At 62.7% G+C, this 14,125-nt stretch carries 13 protein-coding genes; 2 read left to right on the plus strand and 11 right to left on the minus strand.

Annotation, left to right across the window (positions count from 1 at the left end; genetic code table 11):
- Positions 1–136 precede the first annotated feature (136 nt).
- The 11 genes from CGX12_RS08195 to CGX12_RS08245 all read right to left on the minus strand — a co-directional run bounded on the left by CGX12_RS08195 (position 137) and on the right by CGX12_RS08245 (position 12,084).
- The gene (locus CGX12_RS08195; RefSeq protein ID WP_094039401.1) at positions 137–1,081 is read right to left on the minus strand and encodes a LysR family transcriptional regulator; all 945 of its coding nucleotides are present in this window, start codon (positions 1,079–1,081) and stop codon (positions 137–139) included.
- A gap of 192 nt (positions 1,082–1,273) precedes the next feature.
- Positions 1,274–2,668 carry an aminotransferase gene (locus CGX12_RS08200; protein WP_094039402.1) on the minus strand — a complete coding sequence of 465 codons (1,395 nt, stop codon included), beginning with the start codon at positions 2,666–2,668 and terminating at the stop codon, positions 1,274–1,276.
- Between the two features lie 536 nt (positions 2,669–3,204).
- Complete coding sequence (locus tag CGX12_RS08205; protein ID WP_094039403.1) at positions 3,205–4,629, minus strand: APC family permease; 1,425 nt, start codon at positions 4,627–4,629, stop codon at positions 3,205–3,207.
- Between the two features lie 93 nt (positions 4,630–4,722).
- Entirely contained in the window at positions 4,723–5,898 is a 1,176-nt protein-coding gene (gene argE / locus CGX12_RS08210) for an acetylornithine deacetylase (RefSeq protein WP_094039404.1), read from the minus strand.
- A gap of 133 nt (positions 5,899–6,031) precedes the next feature.
- Positions 6,032–6,508 (minus strand): universal stress protein, encoded by a 477-nt coding sequence (locus CGX12_RS08215; protein ID WP_094039405.1) that lies wholly within the window; start codon positions 6,506–6,508, stop codon positions 6,032–6,034.
- A gap of 10 nt (positions 6,509–6,518) precedes the next feature.
- Positions 6,519–7,805: a TRAP transporter large permease gene (locus CGX12_RS08220; RefSeq protein WP_094039406.1), complete on the minus strand. Its 1,287-nt coding sequence runs from the start codon at positions 7,803–7,805 to the stop codon at positions 6,519–6,521.
- A gap of 27 nt (positions 7,806–7,832) precedes the next feature.
- A complete protein-coding gene (locus CGX12_RS08225; protein ID WP_094039407.1) occupies positions 7,833–8,390 on the minus strand; it encodes a TRAP transporter small permease in 558 nt (185 codons plus the stop codon).
- Between the two features lie 62 nt (positions 8,391–8,452).
- A complete protein-coding gene (gene dctP, locus CGX12_RS08230) occupies positions 8,453–9,481 on the minus strand; it encodes a TRAP transporter substrate-binding protein DctP (RefSeq protein WP_176442027.1) in 1,029 nt (342 codons plus the stop codon).
- 107 nt (positions 9,482–9,588) lie between these two features.
- Positions 9,589–10,260, minus strand: coding sequence for a DUF1028 domain-containing protein (locus tag CGX12_RS08235; protein WP_094039409.1), 672 nt, complete (start codon positions 10,258–10,260; stop codon positions 9,589–9,591).
- Between the two features lie 10 nt (positions 10,261–10,270).
- Complete coding sequence (locus CGX12_RS08240) at positions 10,271–10,690, minus strand: RidA family protein (protein ID WP_094039410.1); 420 nt, start codon at positions 10,688–10,690, stop codon at positions 10,271–10,273.
- Between the two features lie 77 nt (positions 10,691–10,767).
- Positions 10,768–12,084, minus strand: coding sequence for a flavin-containing monooxygenase (locus tag CGX12_RS08245; protein WP_094039411.1), 1,317 nt, complete (start codon positions 12,082–12,084; stop codon positions 10,768–10,770).
- Positions 12,085–12,513: 429 nt separating this feature from the next.
- Between CGX12_RS08245 and ltnD the strand changes: the two genes are divergently transcribed.
- Together ltnD and otnK are read left to right on the plus strand one after the other, a co-directional pair.
- Positions 12,514–13,413: an L-threonate dehydrogenase gene (ltnD, locus tag CGX12_RS08250; protein ID WP_094039412.1), complete on the plus strand. Its 900-nt coding sequence runs from the start codon at positions 12,514–12,516 to the stop codon at positions 13,411–13,413.
- On the plus strand, positions 13,414–14,125 hold a 712-nt coding region (otnK, locus tag CGX12_RS08255), incomplete at its 3' end, for a 3-oxo-tetronate kinase (protein WP_142995591.1). It abuts the gene before it with no gap.

Consider the following 14,125-nt stretch of genomic DNA (forward strand, 5'->3'; position numbering starts at 1 on the left):
CCTCGTCCTGTCAGTATCGATCCCAGGGCGGAATCCGCTCCAGTCAGCGGCTGCCTTGTCTTGCCAGACTATGAAGCGGGCTTGCATCTGTAAAATATTTTAATTTTTTGTTTTGGATTTGATTTATCTATGCCAATCATTTCAGGCTGCGATAGAAGCGGCTGTCGGTGAAGACGGTGCTCGACAGCTGCTGGGCCTGTTTACTCAACTGCTCGATAAAGGCCTCCGCCGCCGGCGTCAGCCGGAACTGGGCCAGCCGGGCCACCCCCATGCGCAGGGGGCGCAGGTTGTCGGTCAGCGGCACATGGGCGAGGCGCTTGCCGTCGAGCGCCAGGTTGTTGACCAGGGGCACGTTGAACAGGGAGTAACCGAAGTCGTTGGCCACCAGGCCGCGCACCATGTCCATCGACCTGGCCTGGTAGGCGAAGTCGGGCTCCAGCCCCTGGCTGAGGAACAGGGAGAAGAAATACTCCCGGCTCATGGGCCAGTCGAGCAGCACCATGGGGTGCCCGGCCAGCTCCGCCAGCGCCAGCTCGCCGCGCTCCGCCAGGGGATGATCCTGGCTCATCACCGCGTAGGGCGGGAATTCCATCAGCGGCTCGAACTCGATGTCCGCGGGGATCTGCAGGTCGTAGGTCAGGGCCAGTTCGTAGCGGCCGTCGTGCAGGCCCTGGATGATGTCCTTCTGGTGCTTTTCGTCGCACTGCACATTCACCGCCGGGTACATGTCGTTGAAACGGCGGACCAGACCGGGCACCAGTATGGGGGTGAAGGTGGGAAAACCGACGATGCGCAGGGAGCCGGCCACATCCTGCCCCAGGGTGCTGGCGTAGTGGGCCAGGCCGTCGGCCTGGCCCAGCAACTGCTTGGCCTTGACGATAAACTGCCGGCCCGAGGGGGTGAGCGACAGCCCCTGGGCATGGTGGCGCACGAACAGCTGCAGCCCGGTGACGCTCTCCAGGTGCAGGATGGCGGAGGAAATGGAGGGCTGCGAGACGTGCAGCTCCTCCGCCGCCCGGGTGACGCTGCTGTGTTCGCCGGCCACCACGAAGTAGCGCAGTTGCTTGAGGGTAAAACGCATAGGCTTGCTTCCTGCAAAGGGAAACGGCTCGGCAAGCGCCCTTCCCGAACCATTATTTAGACTGTGCTAAAAATATATCTGGATTTGAAAAAATAATGCAATGGCGGCGACGGCTTTCCGGCGCCGGGGCGGGAATGGAAAAAGGCGGGAGCAGGCTCCCGCCACAACACGGCAGAATGGACGAGCCCTGGCTCAGAGAAAGCCTTCCGCCTTCAGTTCCTGGACGGTGACCTCGATGCTCTCCCGCAGGGTGGCAATCATAAAGTCGATATGCTCCTTGGCCAGGGTGAGGGGCGGCGACAGCACGTTCATGTGGGCCAGGGGGCGCACTATCAGGCCGCGGGCCTGGCAGTGGGCGGCGATGCGGTTGCCGACCCGGGCCTGGGGATCGATCAGGGCCTTGGTCTCCTTGTCGGCCACGTTTTCGATGCACATCATGAATTTGCGGCCGCGCACGTCGCCGACGATGGGCAGATCGAGCAGGGTCTTCAACTGGGTTTCGAAATAGGCGCCCATGTCGCGCACCTGGGCGCACAGTTGTTCCCGCTCCATGATCTCGATGTTCTTCAGACCGGCGGCACAACTGACCGGGTGTCCCGAGTAGGTGAAGCCGTGGGTGAAGATGGCTCCGTCCGCCTGGGGTTTGCTTATCACCTCGTAGATCTCGTCCGAGAGGATGGTGGCCCCCAGGGGCAGGTAACCGGAGGTCAGGCCCTTGGCGCAGGTGATGATGTCCGGCACTATGCCGAACTCGGCCTCGGAGGCGAACATGTGGCCCAGGCGACCGAAGGCGGTGACCACCTCGTCGGACACGTAGAGCACGCCGTATTTGCGACACACGGCCAGGATCTTCCGGTGGTAGCCCTCGGGCGCCACTATGACCCCGCCGGCACCCATGATGGGCTCGGCGAAGAAGGCGGCGACATTGTCCGGGCCCAGCTCCAGGATCTTGTCTTCCAGCTCCTGCACCTTCTCGTTGCAGAAATCCTCCAGGCTCTGGCCGGCTGGGCGGCGATAGGGGTTGGGGCAGGATATATGGTGCACCAGCTGCTCCTCGATATCGAAGCCGATATGGTCGAACTTGACCCCGGTGATCGACATCGCCATATAGGTGCTGCCGTGGTAGCCGTCGATGCGGGAGATGATCTTCTTCTTGCTCTTCTTGCCCAGCTGGTTGAAGTAGAAGTGGATGATGCGCACCGCGGTGTCGTTGGCGACGGAGCCGCCGCAGCCATAAAACACGTGGTTGAGGTTGCCCGGGGCCAGCTCCGCCAGCTTGGCGGCCAGCCGGGCGGCGGGCACAGTGGTGTGGTGGCCGAAGCAGGAATAGTAGGGCATCTGCCGTACCTGCTCGGCGATGGCCTCGGCCATCTCTTCCCGGCCGTAGCCGATGTTGACGCACCAGAGCCCGCCGATGCCGTCCAGATAGCGGTTGCCGTCGCCGTCGATCACGTGCACGTTATCGCTGCCGGCCAGCACCATGGAGCCGGTTTCCTTGAAGGTGGAGAAGTCGGTCCAGGGATGGATGTAGTGATCCCTGTCCTGCTGCCACACTTCCTGCATGCTGATGTTGGTTGGTTTGGACATTTTCGACATCGCTCCTTTGCTCGTACTTGAATACCATCACCGGCCTGTCGTTTCGCTCGCGGAGCCGCTCTGGCCCAACGGGTTAACAAACCGCTAACCTTGAGGTTACGGATCATTTCATCATTGTTAAAATATTATTTTTTCAGTGTTTGCATTTGAAAAAATTATACAAGGGGGATGGAGTGGAAAGAGTCCCCAAAAAGGTTCCTTTCGGCACTTTTCGGGACAAACCAGTGAGTTTCGGCCCTCAAATGGGCCCGGGGCGACCGTACGGGCACTGAATTCCGCTAATAAAAAACGGCGACCTCGGTCGCCGTTTCAGTTTGATGACAGGTCGTTGTCATGACCGCATAGGTCAGCCAAAGGGCCAACTCCGCCGACACGCCGCAAGTACATCCATGTAGGCTCGCACATACCATCCCTGGCATGTGACGGTCGGCGGAGCCGCTCCCTTTGTTCGCCTGCTTTGGCATAGGCGTTGCCTGTCTGGTCAACTCTGAAGGTTTGTCAGACTGCCTTCATCCTGGCGCGCCCGCCTACTTGGCGTCCAGCACCTTCTCGATGGGCTCGGGCTCGAACAGCTTCTTCTTCATCACCAGTTTGACCCAGAGCACCCCTATCACCGAGACGATGCCCAGCACCGCGCCGGCGGCGCCGAAGATCTGCCCGCTCAGTTCGGGGGCGGGCGAGGCGTAGTACACCGCATAGAGCATGCCGCCGATGCCGATGATCTGGGGCAGGGGGTAGAAGGGGGTCCTGAAGGGCCGTTTCATCTCCGGGTAGCGGCGGCGCAGGGCGATGACGTTGACATGGGTGATGATATAGGCCAGCAGCCAGGCGATAGCGGCGGAAATCAGCAGCAGGCCGATGGCATCCGGATCGTCGCCCATGATCAGCATGGGCAGGCCGGTGACCGCCGCCACGAACAGCACCGCCACCCAGGGCGTCCGGGTGCCCCTGGTCAGGTGCTTGAACTGGGGGAAGGCCTGGCCGTTCTGGGCCATGCCGTAGAGCATGCGTGGAATCGCCGCCAGGGAGGTATTCACCGTGCTGCAGGTGGCGGTGATGGCGGCGATGGCCAGGAAGGTCAGGCCGGCCTCGCCGAACACCGCCTTGGCGAAGTCGTAATGGGGCAGGGGCGAGGCGGCCAGTTGATCCGCCGGTATATAGAAGAGGGCACCCAGGCAGTAGATGGCGATGGTGATGAAGATCACGGTGACGCCGATGATCATGGCCCGGGGGATGTTGCGCTCGGGAGCCTTGGACTCCTCCACCAGGGGACAGACGAACTCGGCGCCCACATAGCCCCAGATGGCCAGGGCGACCAGGGTGATGACACCGGCGCCCAGCGGGTTCCAGTCGGCGGTGAGATCGATGCCCGCCGGATGGGGATTGGCCACGCCACCGATGGCGGACAGGCCGAGCGCCAGCAGCGCCAGCACCATGACGAAGGCCAGTACCGACTGCAGCTTGGCGAACAGATCGATGCCCATCAGGTTGAGGCCGGTGAAGACGGCGAGCAGGCCGATGCCCACGCTCATGGGCGGAAAGACGCCGGGGTAGATCTTGTCGATGATAAAGTCGAGCAGCAGCAGTTCGGCGGACAGGGCGAACATGGCCACCACTATGTAGCCGGAGAACACCGCCAGTATGGCCGGAAACTGGCCGATGGCGACCTCGGTGTAGCTGCTGAGGCTGCCGGCGCGAGGGATCATCAGCGACAGCTCGGAAAAGGAATAGACGTAGGTCAGGGCCAGCACATAGCCGATGGCCAGGGGGATGATAAAGCCCAGGCCGGCGATGCCGGCGCCCTGCAGCATCAGCACCATGACCCCCTGGGACACCACCAGGCCGATGGCGACCGCCAGCAGGGAGCCGAGCCCCAGTACCCGGCCGAAGCCGGTGTTCGCCTTGCTGTTGCCGGCGGCGGGCGCCGCGGCGTAGGTGACATTGTCGGACATATTCCATTCACTCCTAAACGTTGCTATGGCCGGCTCCCGGGGCGGGCGGCTAGCTCCTGCCGCCGCTTGCCGGGAACCTTCGGGTTGCGCTGGTTAAGCTGGACGCCCGGCGGGCGCCCTCAGTTGTGCCAGCAGGCGGGCGATAAAGCGCTCGCCCTGCTCGAGCTGGCTGAGGTCGATGAACTCGTCGGGCTTGTGGCCCTGCTCCATGCTGCCGGGGCCGCATACCAGGGTGGGCACCCCCAGCACCCGGCTGAACAGGCCCCCTTCGGTGCCGAAGCCGATGGTGTGGGTGCCCTCGGTGCCGGCCAGGCACTGCACGAAGGCCACCACCTCGGCGTCGTTGGCGGTGCTGAGCCCTGGGTATTCGGTGGTGATCTCGACGTCGATGGCGCAGTGCGGATCGGTGCGGCGCATCTCCGCCGCCAAGGTGTCGGCATAATCCCGGAACTCCGCCAGCAGGCGGCGGGGATCCTCGGCGGCGATATTGCGGATCTCGAACAGGAACTGGCAGTGGTTGGGCACTATGTTGAGGGCGGTGCCCCCTGCCACAGTGCCGGTATGCACTGTGCTGTAGGGGATCTCGTAGCCTTCCTCGAAGGGGCCCTGGTTGCGCTTCTGGATGGCTAGGCGCTCCAGCCACTGGATCAGGCGGGCGGCGTAGTTGATGGCGTTGACCCCGAACGGCGCCAGGCCCGAGTGGCATTCCTTGCCGCGGACGTCGACCCGGGCGGCGAGCTTGCCCTTGTGGGCGGTGACCACCTTCATCTGGGTGGGCTCGCCGATGATACACAGGGCCGGCTTGAGCGGCAGCTCGGCCAGGGTGTCGATCAGCCGGCGCACCCCCACGCAGCCGATCTCCTCGTCGTAGGAAAAGGCGAGGTGGATGGGGGTGTGCAGGGGCTGCTTCACCATCTCGGGTACAGCGGCCAGCACCAGGGCGAGGAAGCCCTTCATGTCGGCGGTGCCCCGGCCGTAGCAGCGGCCCTCCTCCAGGGTCAGCCGATAGGGGTCATGACGCCATTGCTGGCTGGTGACCGGCACCGTGTCGGTATGGCCCGAGAGCATGATGCCGGCCTGGTCCGCCGGCCCTATGGTGGCGTAGAGGTTGGCCTTCTGCCCGGCCTCGTCATGCACCAGGGTGCTGGCCACTCCGTAGCCGTTCAGGTGGCCGCGCACATAATCCAGCAGGGCCAGGTTGGAATTGGCGCTGGTGGTGTCGTAGCCGATCAGTCGCTGCAGAATTTCGAGGGTAAGGGCGCTGGCCATGGGATCTCCTGGTAAACATTGGTCACTCCGGGCTGCTACCGCAGGCCGGGATGTTTCTCTGTGGTGAAGATTATGTAATGGCTTTGTATATTAAAAATATTTTTATACTGTGCCTTGAATAAATAAAAACTATTCAGATGCCTGAGCCGACTCCGCGCACCCTGATGCAGCTGCAGTGAGCCTGGGCACTGACCCGGTCGGCCAGGCTGCCGAACAGGCGATCACCCTCGGCATGGCTGCCCAGGACGATGGCGTCCACCGACAACTGGTCCGCCAGCTCGAGGATGACGGTAGCCGGCGTTCCCCGGCGAAGATGGCAGTCCGCTCTCAGGCCTCGTTGTGTAAGGCGTGTCTGGGCCTGCAGGAGAGCTTCCTCGGCCAGGGACTTCAGGCTCAGCTCCACCGGACTGGCGGCCTCAATGGGGCCGACCCTGAGCTGGGTATAGCGCCGGTTGGTGTAGGAAAAATGTCGGTAGACGCTGACCAGGCTAAGCCGGCTGTGGAAAGCGTGGGCCAACTCGGCGGCGGTATCCAGGGCCTGGAGAGCGGCCTGTGAGCCGTCCACCGCTACCAGCAGGTGGCGGAAGGGGGAGGAATGGGGCGTATTCATGTCATTCTCCTTATCGGGATGAGACCAGTAAATCACGCAGGAACAGGGCTATCTGCGGAAACAGGGCCAAGAGCACGGCGGTCAGCAACAGCATGAATATGAAGGGGGGAGTACCCCGTATCACCTCCATATAGGGTCGCCGGAAAATGGCGATGGCGGTGAAAATGTCGCAGCCGAAGGGGGGCGTGGCCGATCCGATGGCTACCTGCAGGGTAATCATGGTGCCGACCAGTACCGGATCGAGCCCGGAGGAGCGGATCAGGGGGAGGAAGATGGGGATCAGGATCAGCATCACCACTATGGGATCGACGAACATGCAGCCGATAAAGAAAGCGACGGCGATGCAAAGCAACACCGTCATGGGCTCGGCGTCGGCCAGGTTGAGGCCGTTGATGATGGTCTGGGGCACCTCAGCGTAGGACAAGGCCCAGGAAAAAGCGGCTCCGGCCCCGATCAGGATGAAGACCACGGCGGTGACCAGGCCGGTGGACAGGGCGATGCCGGGCAGCTCCTTCAGCCTGATGGACCGGAAGATAACCACCTCGAGCAGGATGGCGTAGAGCACACAGATGGCGGCGGCCTCGCTGGGGCTGAACACGCCGCCGTAGATGCCGCCGACGATGATCAACGGGAAGCCGGCGGGCCAGATCGCCCGGCGGATGGCCCGCCAGCGTTCATGCCAGCTGGATCTGGGTTCTACCGGTATGCGGTGACGCCAGGCGTAGAACACCGCATAACCGGAAAACATCGCCAGGATCAGCAGCCCCGGCCCTATGCCGGCGATGAACAGCTCGGAAATGGAGGTGCCGGTGAGCACACCGTAGATGATCATGCCGATGCTGGGCGGGATCAGGAAGGCAATGTCGGAGGCGTTGATGGCCAATGCCATGGTAAAGGTATCGCTATAACCGGCCTTGAGCATGCGTGGCCGCATGGGGCCACCCACCGCCACCACTGTCGCCTGGGTGGAGCCGGAAACCGCACCGAACAGGGTACAGGTGGTCGCTACCGTGACTGCCAGGCCGCCACGCAGGTGGCCGACGAAGCGCATCACCAGGTCGAGCAGGCGATCCGAGGAATGGCCGCGAGTGATAATGTCGGCCGAGAGAATGAACATCGGCACGGCGACCAGCGCCGAGGGTTTCACCCCGCCCACCATCTGCTGGATGATGATGGTGGGATTGAGCATCTCGAAAAACAGGAAAAAGGCCGCCAGGGTGGCGATGAGCAGCGGCATCATCATGGGAAAGCCCAGCAACAGCAGCACTATCATGGTACTCAGCATTACCGTGGTCATGGTTTTTTCCTTCTGTGGGCGGCCGCGTCAGAGCGACTCCTTGGGTTGCGATTCGTCGTAGATGTCCAAGGCATGGAACGACAGGAAAATGTCGCGGCTTTGCAGGTTGCGGATAAAGGCCAGGCTGTATTGCAGTCCGGCGATGAAGAAGCCGAGCGGCACCACCAGCAGGGTCCAGTACAGGGGGATCTGCAGGGCGGCCGTGATCATGCCGCGCCGGGCCATCTGAGCAACATAGGCATAGGCGTAGTAGCTGAGCAGGAACAGGGTGAGGGCAGTGCTCAGGGTAATCAGCAGCATCAGCCCTTTCTTGTAGCGATCGGGCAGCACGTCGTAGAGGGCGGACATGCGGATATGGCGGCCCTGGCGGGTGACGTAACCCAACCCCATGAAGGTGATCACCACCATCAGGATCTGGTTCAGTTCTTCGGCAAAATACAGGCTGTGGGCAAAGAGGTAGCGGCCGAATACGTTGATGATGGTGTTCAGTGCCATCAGCAGTATGCCACCGGCCAGACAGGTCACTTCCAGCCGGTGGATCCAGCGGTCGGCCAGGATCAGTCCGCGGTGTAGCATGGGATTCATAGGGGTACCCTCGGCAGGTGCCGCCACCCATTGCCGGGCGGCGGCGGGGAGAAAGCCGAACCTCAGTTCAGCTGCTGCTCCAGACGGTCGCGCTCGGCGAGAAAGCCGTCCAGCACCTGCTGGCCATGGCTGCCTACCATCTGTACGAACTTCTGCCGGGTTTGCTCGGCCCTGGCCCGGAAGGCGTCACGCTGGGCTTCGTCCAGGCTGATATAGGTCATGGCCGGTTTTTCCTGCAGTATCTTGGCCAGGAACTCCTGCTCCAGCCTGGGTACCTCGTCCATCATGTAGTGGGTGACTTCCGTCATGGTGTCGCGGATCAGCTGCTGGCGCTCGGTCGGCAGACCGTCGAACCAGTCATCGCCGGTGATGATGGCGCTGGTGAACAGCTGATGGCGGGCCGAGATCAGGTAGTCAGTCACCTCGAAGAAGTTGCTCTGGTAGACCGAGGAGATGGGTTGGCCGACCCCGTCGATCATCTTCAGTTGCAGGGCACCGTAGACTTCACCAAAAGGTAGCGGGGTGGGGCTGGAGCCCAGATCCTTGAATGCCTCTACCTGCAGCGGGGACACCAGAATACGCATCTTGAAGTTGTTCAGATCTTCCGGAGTACGCACGGCACGGTTGGCGGCCCAGGCATCCTCTCCTTCGGAGTAGATGCTCATCAGGCGCAGCCCGGTCTTGGCGAAACCTTTTTCCATGCCCTGATAGACGGTTGTGGAGTCGGTCATCAGGTGTTTGTTGACTTCGTTGTTCTCCGACAGGATGAAGGGGATGGAAAACAGCTGTATCTCCGGCACGAAGGAACCCAGGTGGCCAAGGGATATATTGGCGAATTGCAGGGCACCATCGGCTACCAGCTCGGTGGCGTCGGCCGAAGTACCCAGGGTGCCACCGTAGAAGATATTGACCTTCACGTCACCGTCGGTCTTGGCCTCAATGCGTTTCTTGAACTCCTGAGCATAGAGATCCTGAATATCTCCCTGGGATACCTCGATGGCGTACTTCCAGGTTTCCGCTTGGGCACCGAAGGCCAGACAAGCGAGGGGAACGGCTTTGGCGAGGGTTGAGAAAGATTTGAACAAATCCATTATCTGTATCTCCATTACATCCATTTTGGGTTGAATCGGGTGTCCGCATGGACACCCGGGTTGTCGGGGTGATGCCGGTCTTCCCTTGCCGGGCGGCAGCCGACCCCTTATTCATCCCCCGGTACGCCGAAGGCGTCGGCCTGGGCCGGATCCTGGGCGCGGGTGATGTAGGCCTGCATCTGTGGCTGGTATTGCCGCCAGAGCAGGCGCAGTTCGTGGAGGGGGGCGATATGCCAGTCGACCCGCAGATCCACCACCGGCCAACTGGGCTCGGCGCTCATCAGCAGGCCGGCGGAATGTACTGGCCCCAGCTCGCCGCCGGCCTCCAGCCCGGCTTCCAGCGCCAGCAGCAGCCGTTCGGCCAGGTGGCCCCGGCTCAGCTCGAAGGCGTCCACCATGGCCTGGGGCACCCGGGTGTTGGCCAGCAGGTTGCCCATGGCCAGGCAGTGCCGGCCCCGGGCGGTGGCATTCAGGCCCAGGGCCCGGTCGCCGCTGAAGGTGACGCCGTTGCCCTGGCGGTCCAGCACGCCGAGCTGGCGCCATTGAAGGTGGGGGTCGGCCTTGGCCAGCACGGCGGGGATCTGCTCCACCGCCACTCCCTCCTGCAACAGCTCCAGTGCCAGGGGGCCCAGCACCGGATTGGTGACATTCTGGCTCAGGGCCACGCCCACGCCGCTGTGCACGAAGGCGCAGCGGCTGGCCACGGCGATGCTGGAGGAGCTGATGGCGCAGCCCATCATGCCGGTGTCGGGGCAAAGCCCGGCGACGGAAAAGGTCATGGTATCCTCCTTATGCCTGTTCGTCGGGAATGACGGCGATGACATCGATCTCCATCAGCCATTCGGCCTGGGCCAGGCCCGCCACCACCAGGCCGGTGGAGATGGGGTAGACCCCCTTCAGCCACTTGCCCACCTCCTGGTAGACCGGCTCGCGAAAGCGCGGATCCGTGATGTAGGTGGTGGTCTTGACGATATGGCTCATGTCGCTGCCGGCTTCTTCCAGCAGCTGTTTGACGTTCTTCATCGCCTGCTCCGCCTGGGCCCGGGGATCGCCCAGCCCGACCAGCTTGCCTTCGAAGTCGGTACCGACCTGACCGCGCACATAGACGGTGTTGCCCGCCCGTACCGCCTGGCACAGATCGTTGTCCAGGCTCTGGTTGGGGTAGGTTTCCTTGGTGTTGAACATGCGTATGCGAGTGTGAGTGGGCATGGGGTTGCTCCGGTTAATACTGATTGAGTAAGCGAACAGGGACCGGCACTGTGCCGGTCCGGGTTAATGGGTTAGTTTCAGGCGGCGCTTTCCTTTTTGGCAGCGCGAATGTCGCTGACCTTGCCGGCGTCACGCTGGTCGGCGTCCTTGTAGGCGGCATACTTGCGCTGAGTGGCGATGTGGTCGGCGATGTGCTTGGCGTCGTGCCATACCCCCCAGATAAAGGTGGAGCCACGGCGGGACAGCCAGGGCAGACCCAGGAAATAGATCCCCGGTTCGCTCGACACACCGCGCTTGTGCTGGGGTTTGCCCTTGTCGTCAAAGGCGTTCACGTCGAGCCAGCTGTAATCTGTGGTGAAACCGGTGGCCCAGATGATGGAGGTGATACCGGCCTCGGCCATGCCCAGCTCCAGGGTCGGGTTGGTCATGCACTCGGGGTCCGGCAGTAATTCGCGGGCTTCGGGCTCTTCCGGCAGATCCAGATTATTGCGGGCAATGTAGGCATCGGCCGCATCCAGCAGTTCCAGGTAGTTGGCGTCGCCGTTGCGAATGTTTTCCGCCAGATCCTGTTCAAAGGTGACTTTACCGTTGGCAAAGGTGCCGGTGCGGCCCACCAGGTTGATGCCCTGTCTGGCCAGCTTGCGGAAATCGACGGTGTGGCCGCCCCGGGCGCCGCTGACGGCAATGGTGACGTGCTCGGTCCCCGGCTTCATGGCTTCGGCGTCCCACTCGCCTAGCACACCCAGCCACCAGCAGAAGTCGCGGTTGCGATAGGCGCGGGGCGGACGGTCGTGGGGGCCTACCGACAGGTAAACGGTCTTGCCGGCCCGCTGCAGCTCGTCGGCGATCTGTACTCCCGAGGAGCCGGCACCCACCACCAGCACGGCGCCGGCGGGTAACTGGTCCGGGTTGCGATAGGCGGAAGAATGGATCTGGTACAGGCTCTCGTCCTTGGGCGCAATCGGCGGAATGGCCGGACGCTGGAACGGACCTGTGGCGGCCACCACCCGGTTGGCCTGAATTTCGCCGATGGAGGTGTCCACGGTGAAGCCCGGGCGATCGGTGTTACGAACGACCTTTTTCACTTCCACGCCGGTGCGAATGGGGGCGTTGAACTTCTCGGCATAGGCCTCGAAGTAGGCGGCGATGCGCTCCTTGGGGGCGAAGGCGTCGGGGTCCAGGTCGTTGAACTCCAGGCCCGGAAAGCGATCGTGCCAGGCCGGGCCGTTGGCCACCAGCGAGTCCCAGCGCTCGGTGCGCCAGCGTTCGGCGATGCGGTTGCGTTCCAGCACCAGGTGGGGCACTCCGAGTTTGGTCAGGTGCTCGCTCATGGCCACGCCGGCCTGACCGGCGCCTACAATCAGCGTATCGATTTCTGTCTTTTCAGCTGTCATGTCTGTGTCCCTCTGGATGACGGTATGTTTCGGGGCGGTCAGGGTCTGGCCTCCTTGTTCGAAACCAGCCTAAGGGGGAACGGCGCATCGATAAAATATTATTAACATTAGGGTTACATTTGAAAATTTGATGCTGTGCTGCGGGGCGGGGCCTGAACAACCTTTTCACAACACCGGGTTATCTTGTTTTTTCAATGGGTTGACCCTAGTTTTCCGGTTACGGCAGGGGGTTTGTGAGAGTGTGCTCACATTATTTTTCACATTCATTTGTGAATAATTGTTATGGGGTTGGTGATATTAATATCTTTTAAATCAGTAACTTGTTTGTTTTTGTGGCTTTCCCGTTTTGTGAGATCCCGACATTAACTGTGATTAAGTGTGATCGATAATGTACCTATCACAGTAGTTCACAGCTTGGGAGTAACACAGATGAGCGCACTTTCCCGTATTGGCCTGGTCGGCCTCGGCTCCATGGGCATGGGCATGGCCCAGTCCCTGATCCGCGCCGGCTTCGATACCTATGGTTTTGACCTGAACCCGGACGCCTGCGCTCGTCTGGCCGAAGCCGGCGCCGCCGGCACCGGCCCCTCGGCGCTGCCCTACGCGGACCGGCTCGATGCCCTGGTGCTGGTGGTGGTGAACGGTGCCCAGGTGGAGGCGGTGCTGTTCGGCGAGCAGGGCCTGGCCCAGGCGCTGCGCCCGGGCAGCCTGGTGATCGTGTGCAGCACCCTGGCCGCCACCCAGACCCAGTCCATCCACCGGCGCCTGGCCGAGCTGGGCCTGGAAATGATAGACGCGCCCATCTCCGGCGGCGCCGTCAAGGCCGCCGACGGCCGGCTGTCGGTGATGGCCTCGGGCAAACCCGAGCTGTTCGAGCAGGCCCGTGGGCTGTTCGACGCCGTGGCCGAAAAACTCTATGTGGTCGGGCCCGACATCGGCCAGGGCAGCACCGTCAAGACCATCCACCAGCTGCTGGCCGGGGTGCACATCGCCGCCGCCGCCGAGGCCATGGCCATGGCCGCCAAGGCGGAGATCCCGCTGGAGCTGATGTTCGAGGTGGTCACCCACAGCGCCGGCAATTCCTGGATGTTCGAGAACCGGGTGCCGCACATCCTGGACGGCGACTATGCGCCGCGCTCCAGCGTCGACATTTTCGTCAAGGATCTGGGCATAGTGCTGGACACCGCCCACCAGATGAAATTCCCGCTGCCGCTGGCCTCCGCCGCCCACCAGATGTTCCTGGCCGCCAGCAACGAGGGCTACGGCCGTGAAGACGACGCCGCCGTGGTCAAAACCTTCAAGGGCATCCGTCTGCCGGAGGGCAAGTAAATGACGCAACGTCTGGGTGTTATCGCCGACGACTTTACCGGCGCCACCGATATCGCCGGCTTTATGGTGGAAAACGGCTGGCGCGTGACCCAGCTGATCGGCCACGGCCCCGCCGAGGTGCCGGCGGACGTGGACGCCGTGGTCATCTCCCTGAAGAGCCGCTCCTGCGCGGTGGAGCAGGCGGTGGCCGACTCCCTGGCGGCGCTGGCGCGGCTGAAAGAGCTGGGTTGCGACCGTTTCTTCTTCAAGTACTGTTCCACCTTCGACTCCACCGCCGAGGGCAATATCGGTCCGGTGACCGACGCCCTGCTGGCGGCGCTGGGCGAAACCTTTACCGTGATCTGCCCGGCGCTGCCGGTGAACGGCCGCACCGTCTGCCACGGCAACCTGTTCGTGAACGGGGTGCCGCTCGACGAGTCCGGCATGAAGGATCACCCGGTGACCCCCATGCGGGATGCCAACCTGCAGCGGCTGATGGCCGCCCAGGCCCGGGGCCAGGTGGGGCTGGTGGACTATCACGCCGTGCTGGCCGGCCCGGCGGCGGTCCATGCCCGGCTCGAGGAACTGAAAGCCAATGGCGTGAACTACGCGGTGCTGGATACCCTGACCATGGCCGATCTGCCGGTGCTGGGCGAGGCGGTGAGCGAGCTGAAACTGGTCACCGGCGGCTCCGGCCTGGGCGCGGGCCTGGCCCGCGTTGCCACCGGCGGCC

Origin of the sequence: Zobellella denitrificans, from assembly GCF_002237365.1 — a bacterium.
GTDB lineage: Bacteria > Pseudomonadota > Gammaproteobacteria > Enterobacterales > Aeromonadaceae > Oceanimonas > Oceanimonas denitrificans.

Coding starts and splice junctions, on each gene's coding strand:
- CGX12_RS08225 (WP_094039407.1), bottom strand. CDS start 8,390: ATGAATCCCATGCTACACCGCGGACTGATCCTGGCCGACCGCTGGATC.
- CGX12_RS08240 (WP_094039410.1), bottom strand. CDS start 10,690: ATGCCCACTCACACTCGCATACGCATGTTCAACACCAAGGAAACCTAC.
- CGX12_RS08195 (WP_094039401.1), bottom strand. CDS start 1,081: ATGCGTTTTACCCTCAAGCAACTGCGCTACTTCGTGGTGGCCGGCGAA.
- CGX12_RS08245 (WP_094039411.1), bottom strand. CDS start 12,084: ATGACAGCTGAAAAGACAGAAATCGATACGCTGATTGTAGGCGCCGGT.
- CGX12_RS08200 (WP_094039402.1), bottom strand. CDS start 2,668: ATGTCCAAACCAACCAACATCAGCATGCAGGAAGTGTGGCAGCAGGAC.
- CGX12_RS08235 (WP_094039409.1), bottom strand. CDS start 10,260: ATGACCTTTTCCGTCGCCGGGCTTTGCCCCGACACCGGCATGATGGGC.
- CGX12_RS08220 (WP_094039406.1), bottom strand. CDS start 7,805: ATGACCACGGTAATGCTGAGTACCATGATAGTGCTGCTGTTGCTGGGC.
- CGX12_RS08215 (WP_094039405.1), bottom strand. CDS start 6,508: ATGAATACGCCCCATTCCTCCCCCTTCCGCCACCTGCTGGTAGCGGTG.
- argE (WP_094039404.1), bottom strand. CDS start 5,898: ATGGCCAGCGCCCTTACCCTCGAAATTCTGCAGCGACTGATCGGCTAC.
- CGX12_RS08205 (WP_094039403.1), bottom strand. CDS start 4,629: ATGTCCGACAATGTCACCTACGCCGCGGCGCCCGCCGCCGGCAACAGC.
- ltnD (WP_094039412.1), top strand. CDS start 12,514: ATGAGCGCACTTTCCCGTATTGGCCTGGTCGGCCTCGGCTCCATGGGC.
- dctP (WP_176442027.1), bottom strand. CDS start 9,481: ATGGATTTGTTCAAATCTTTCTCAACCCTCGCCAAAGCCGTTCCCCTC.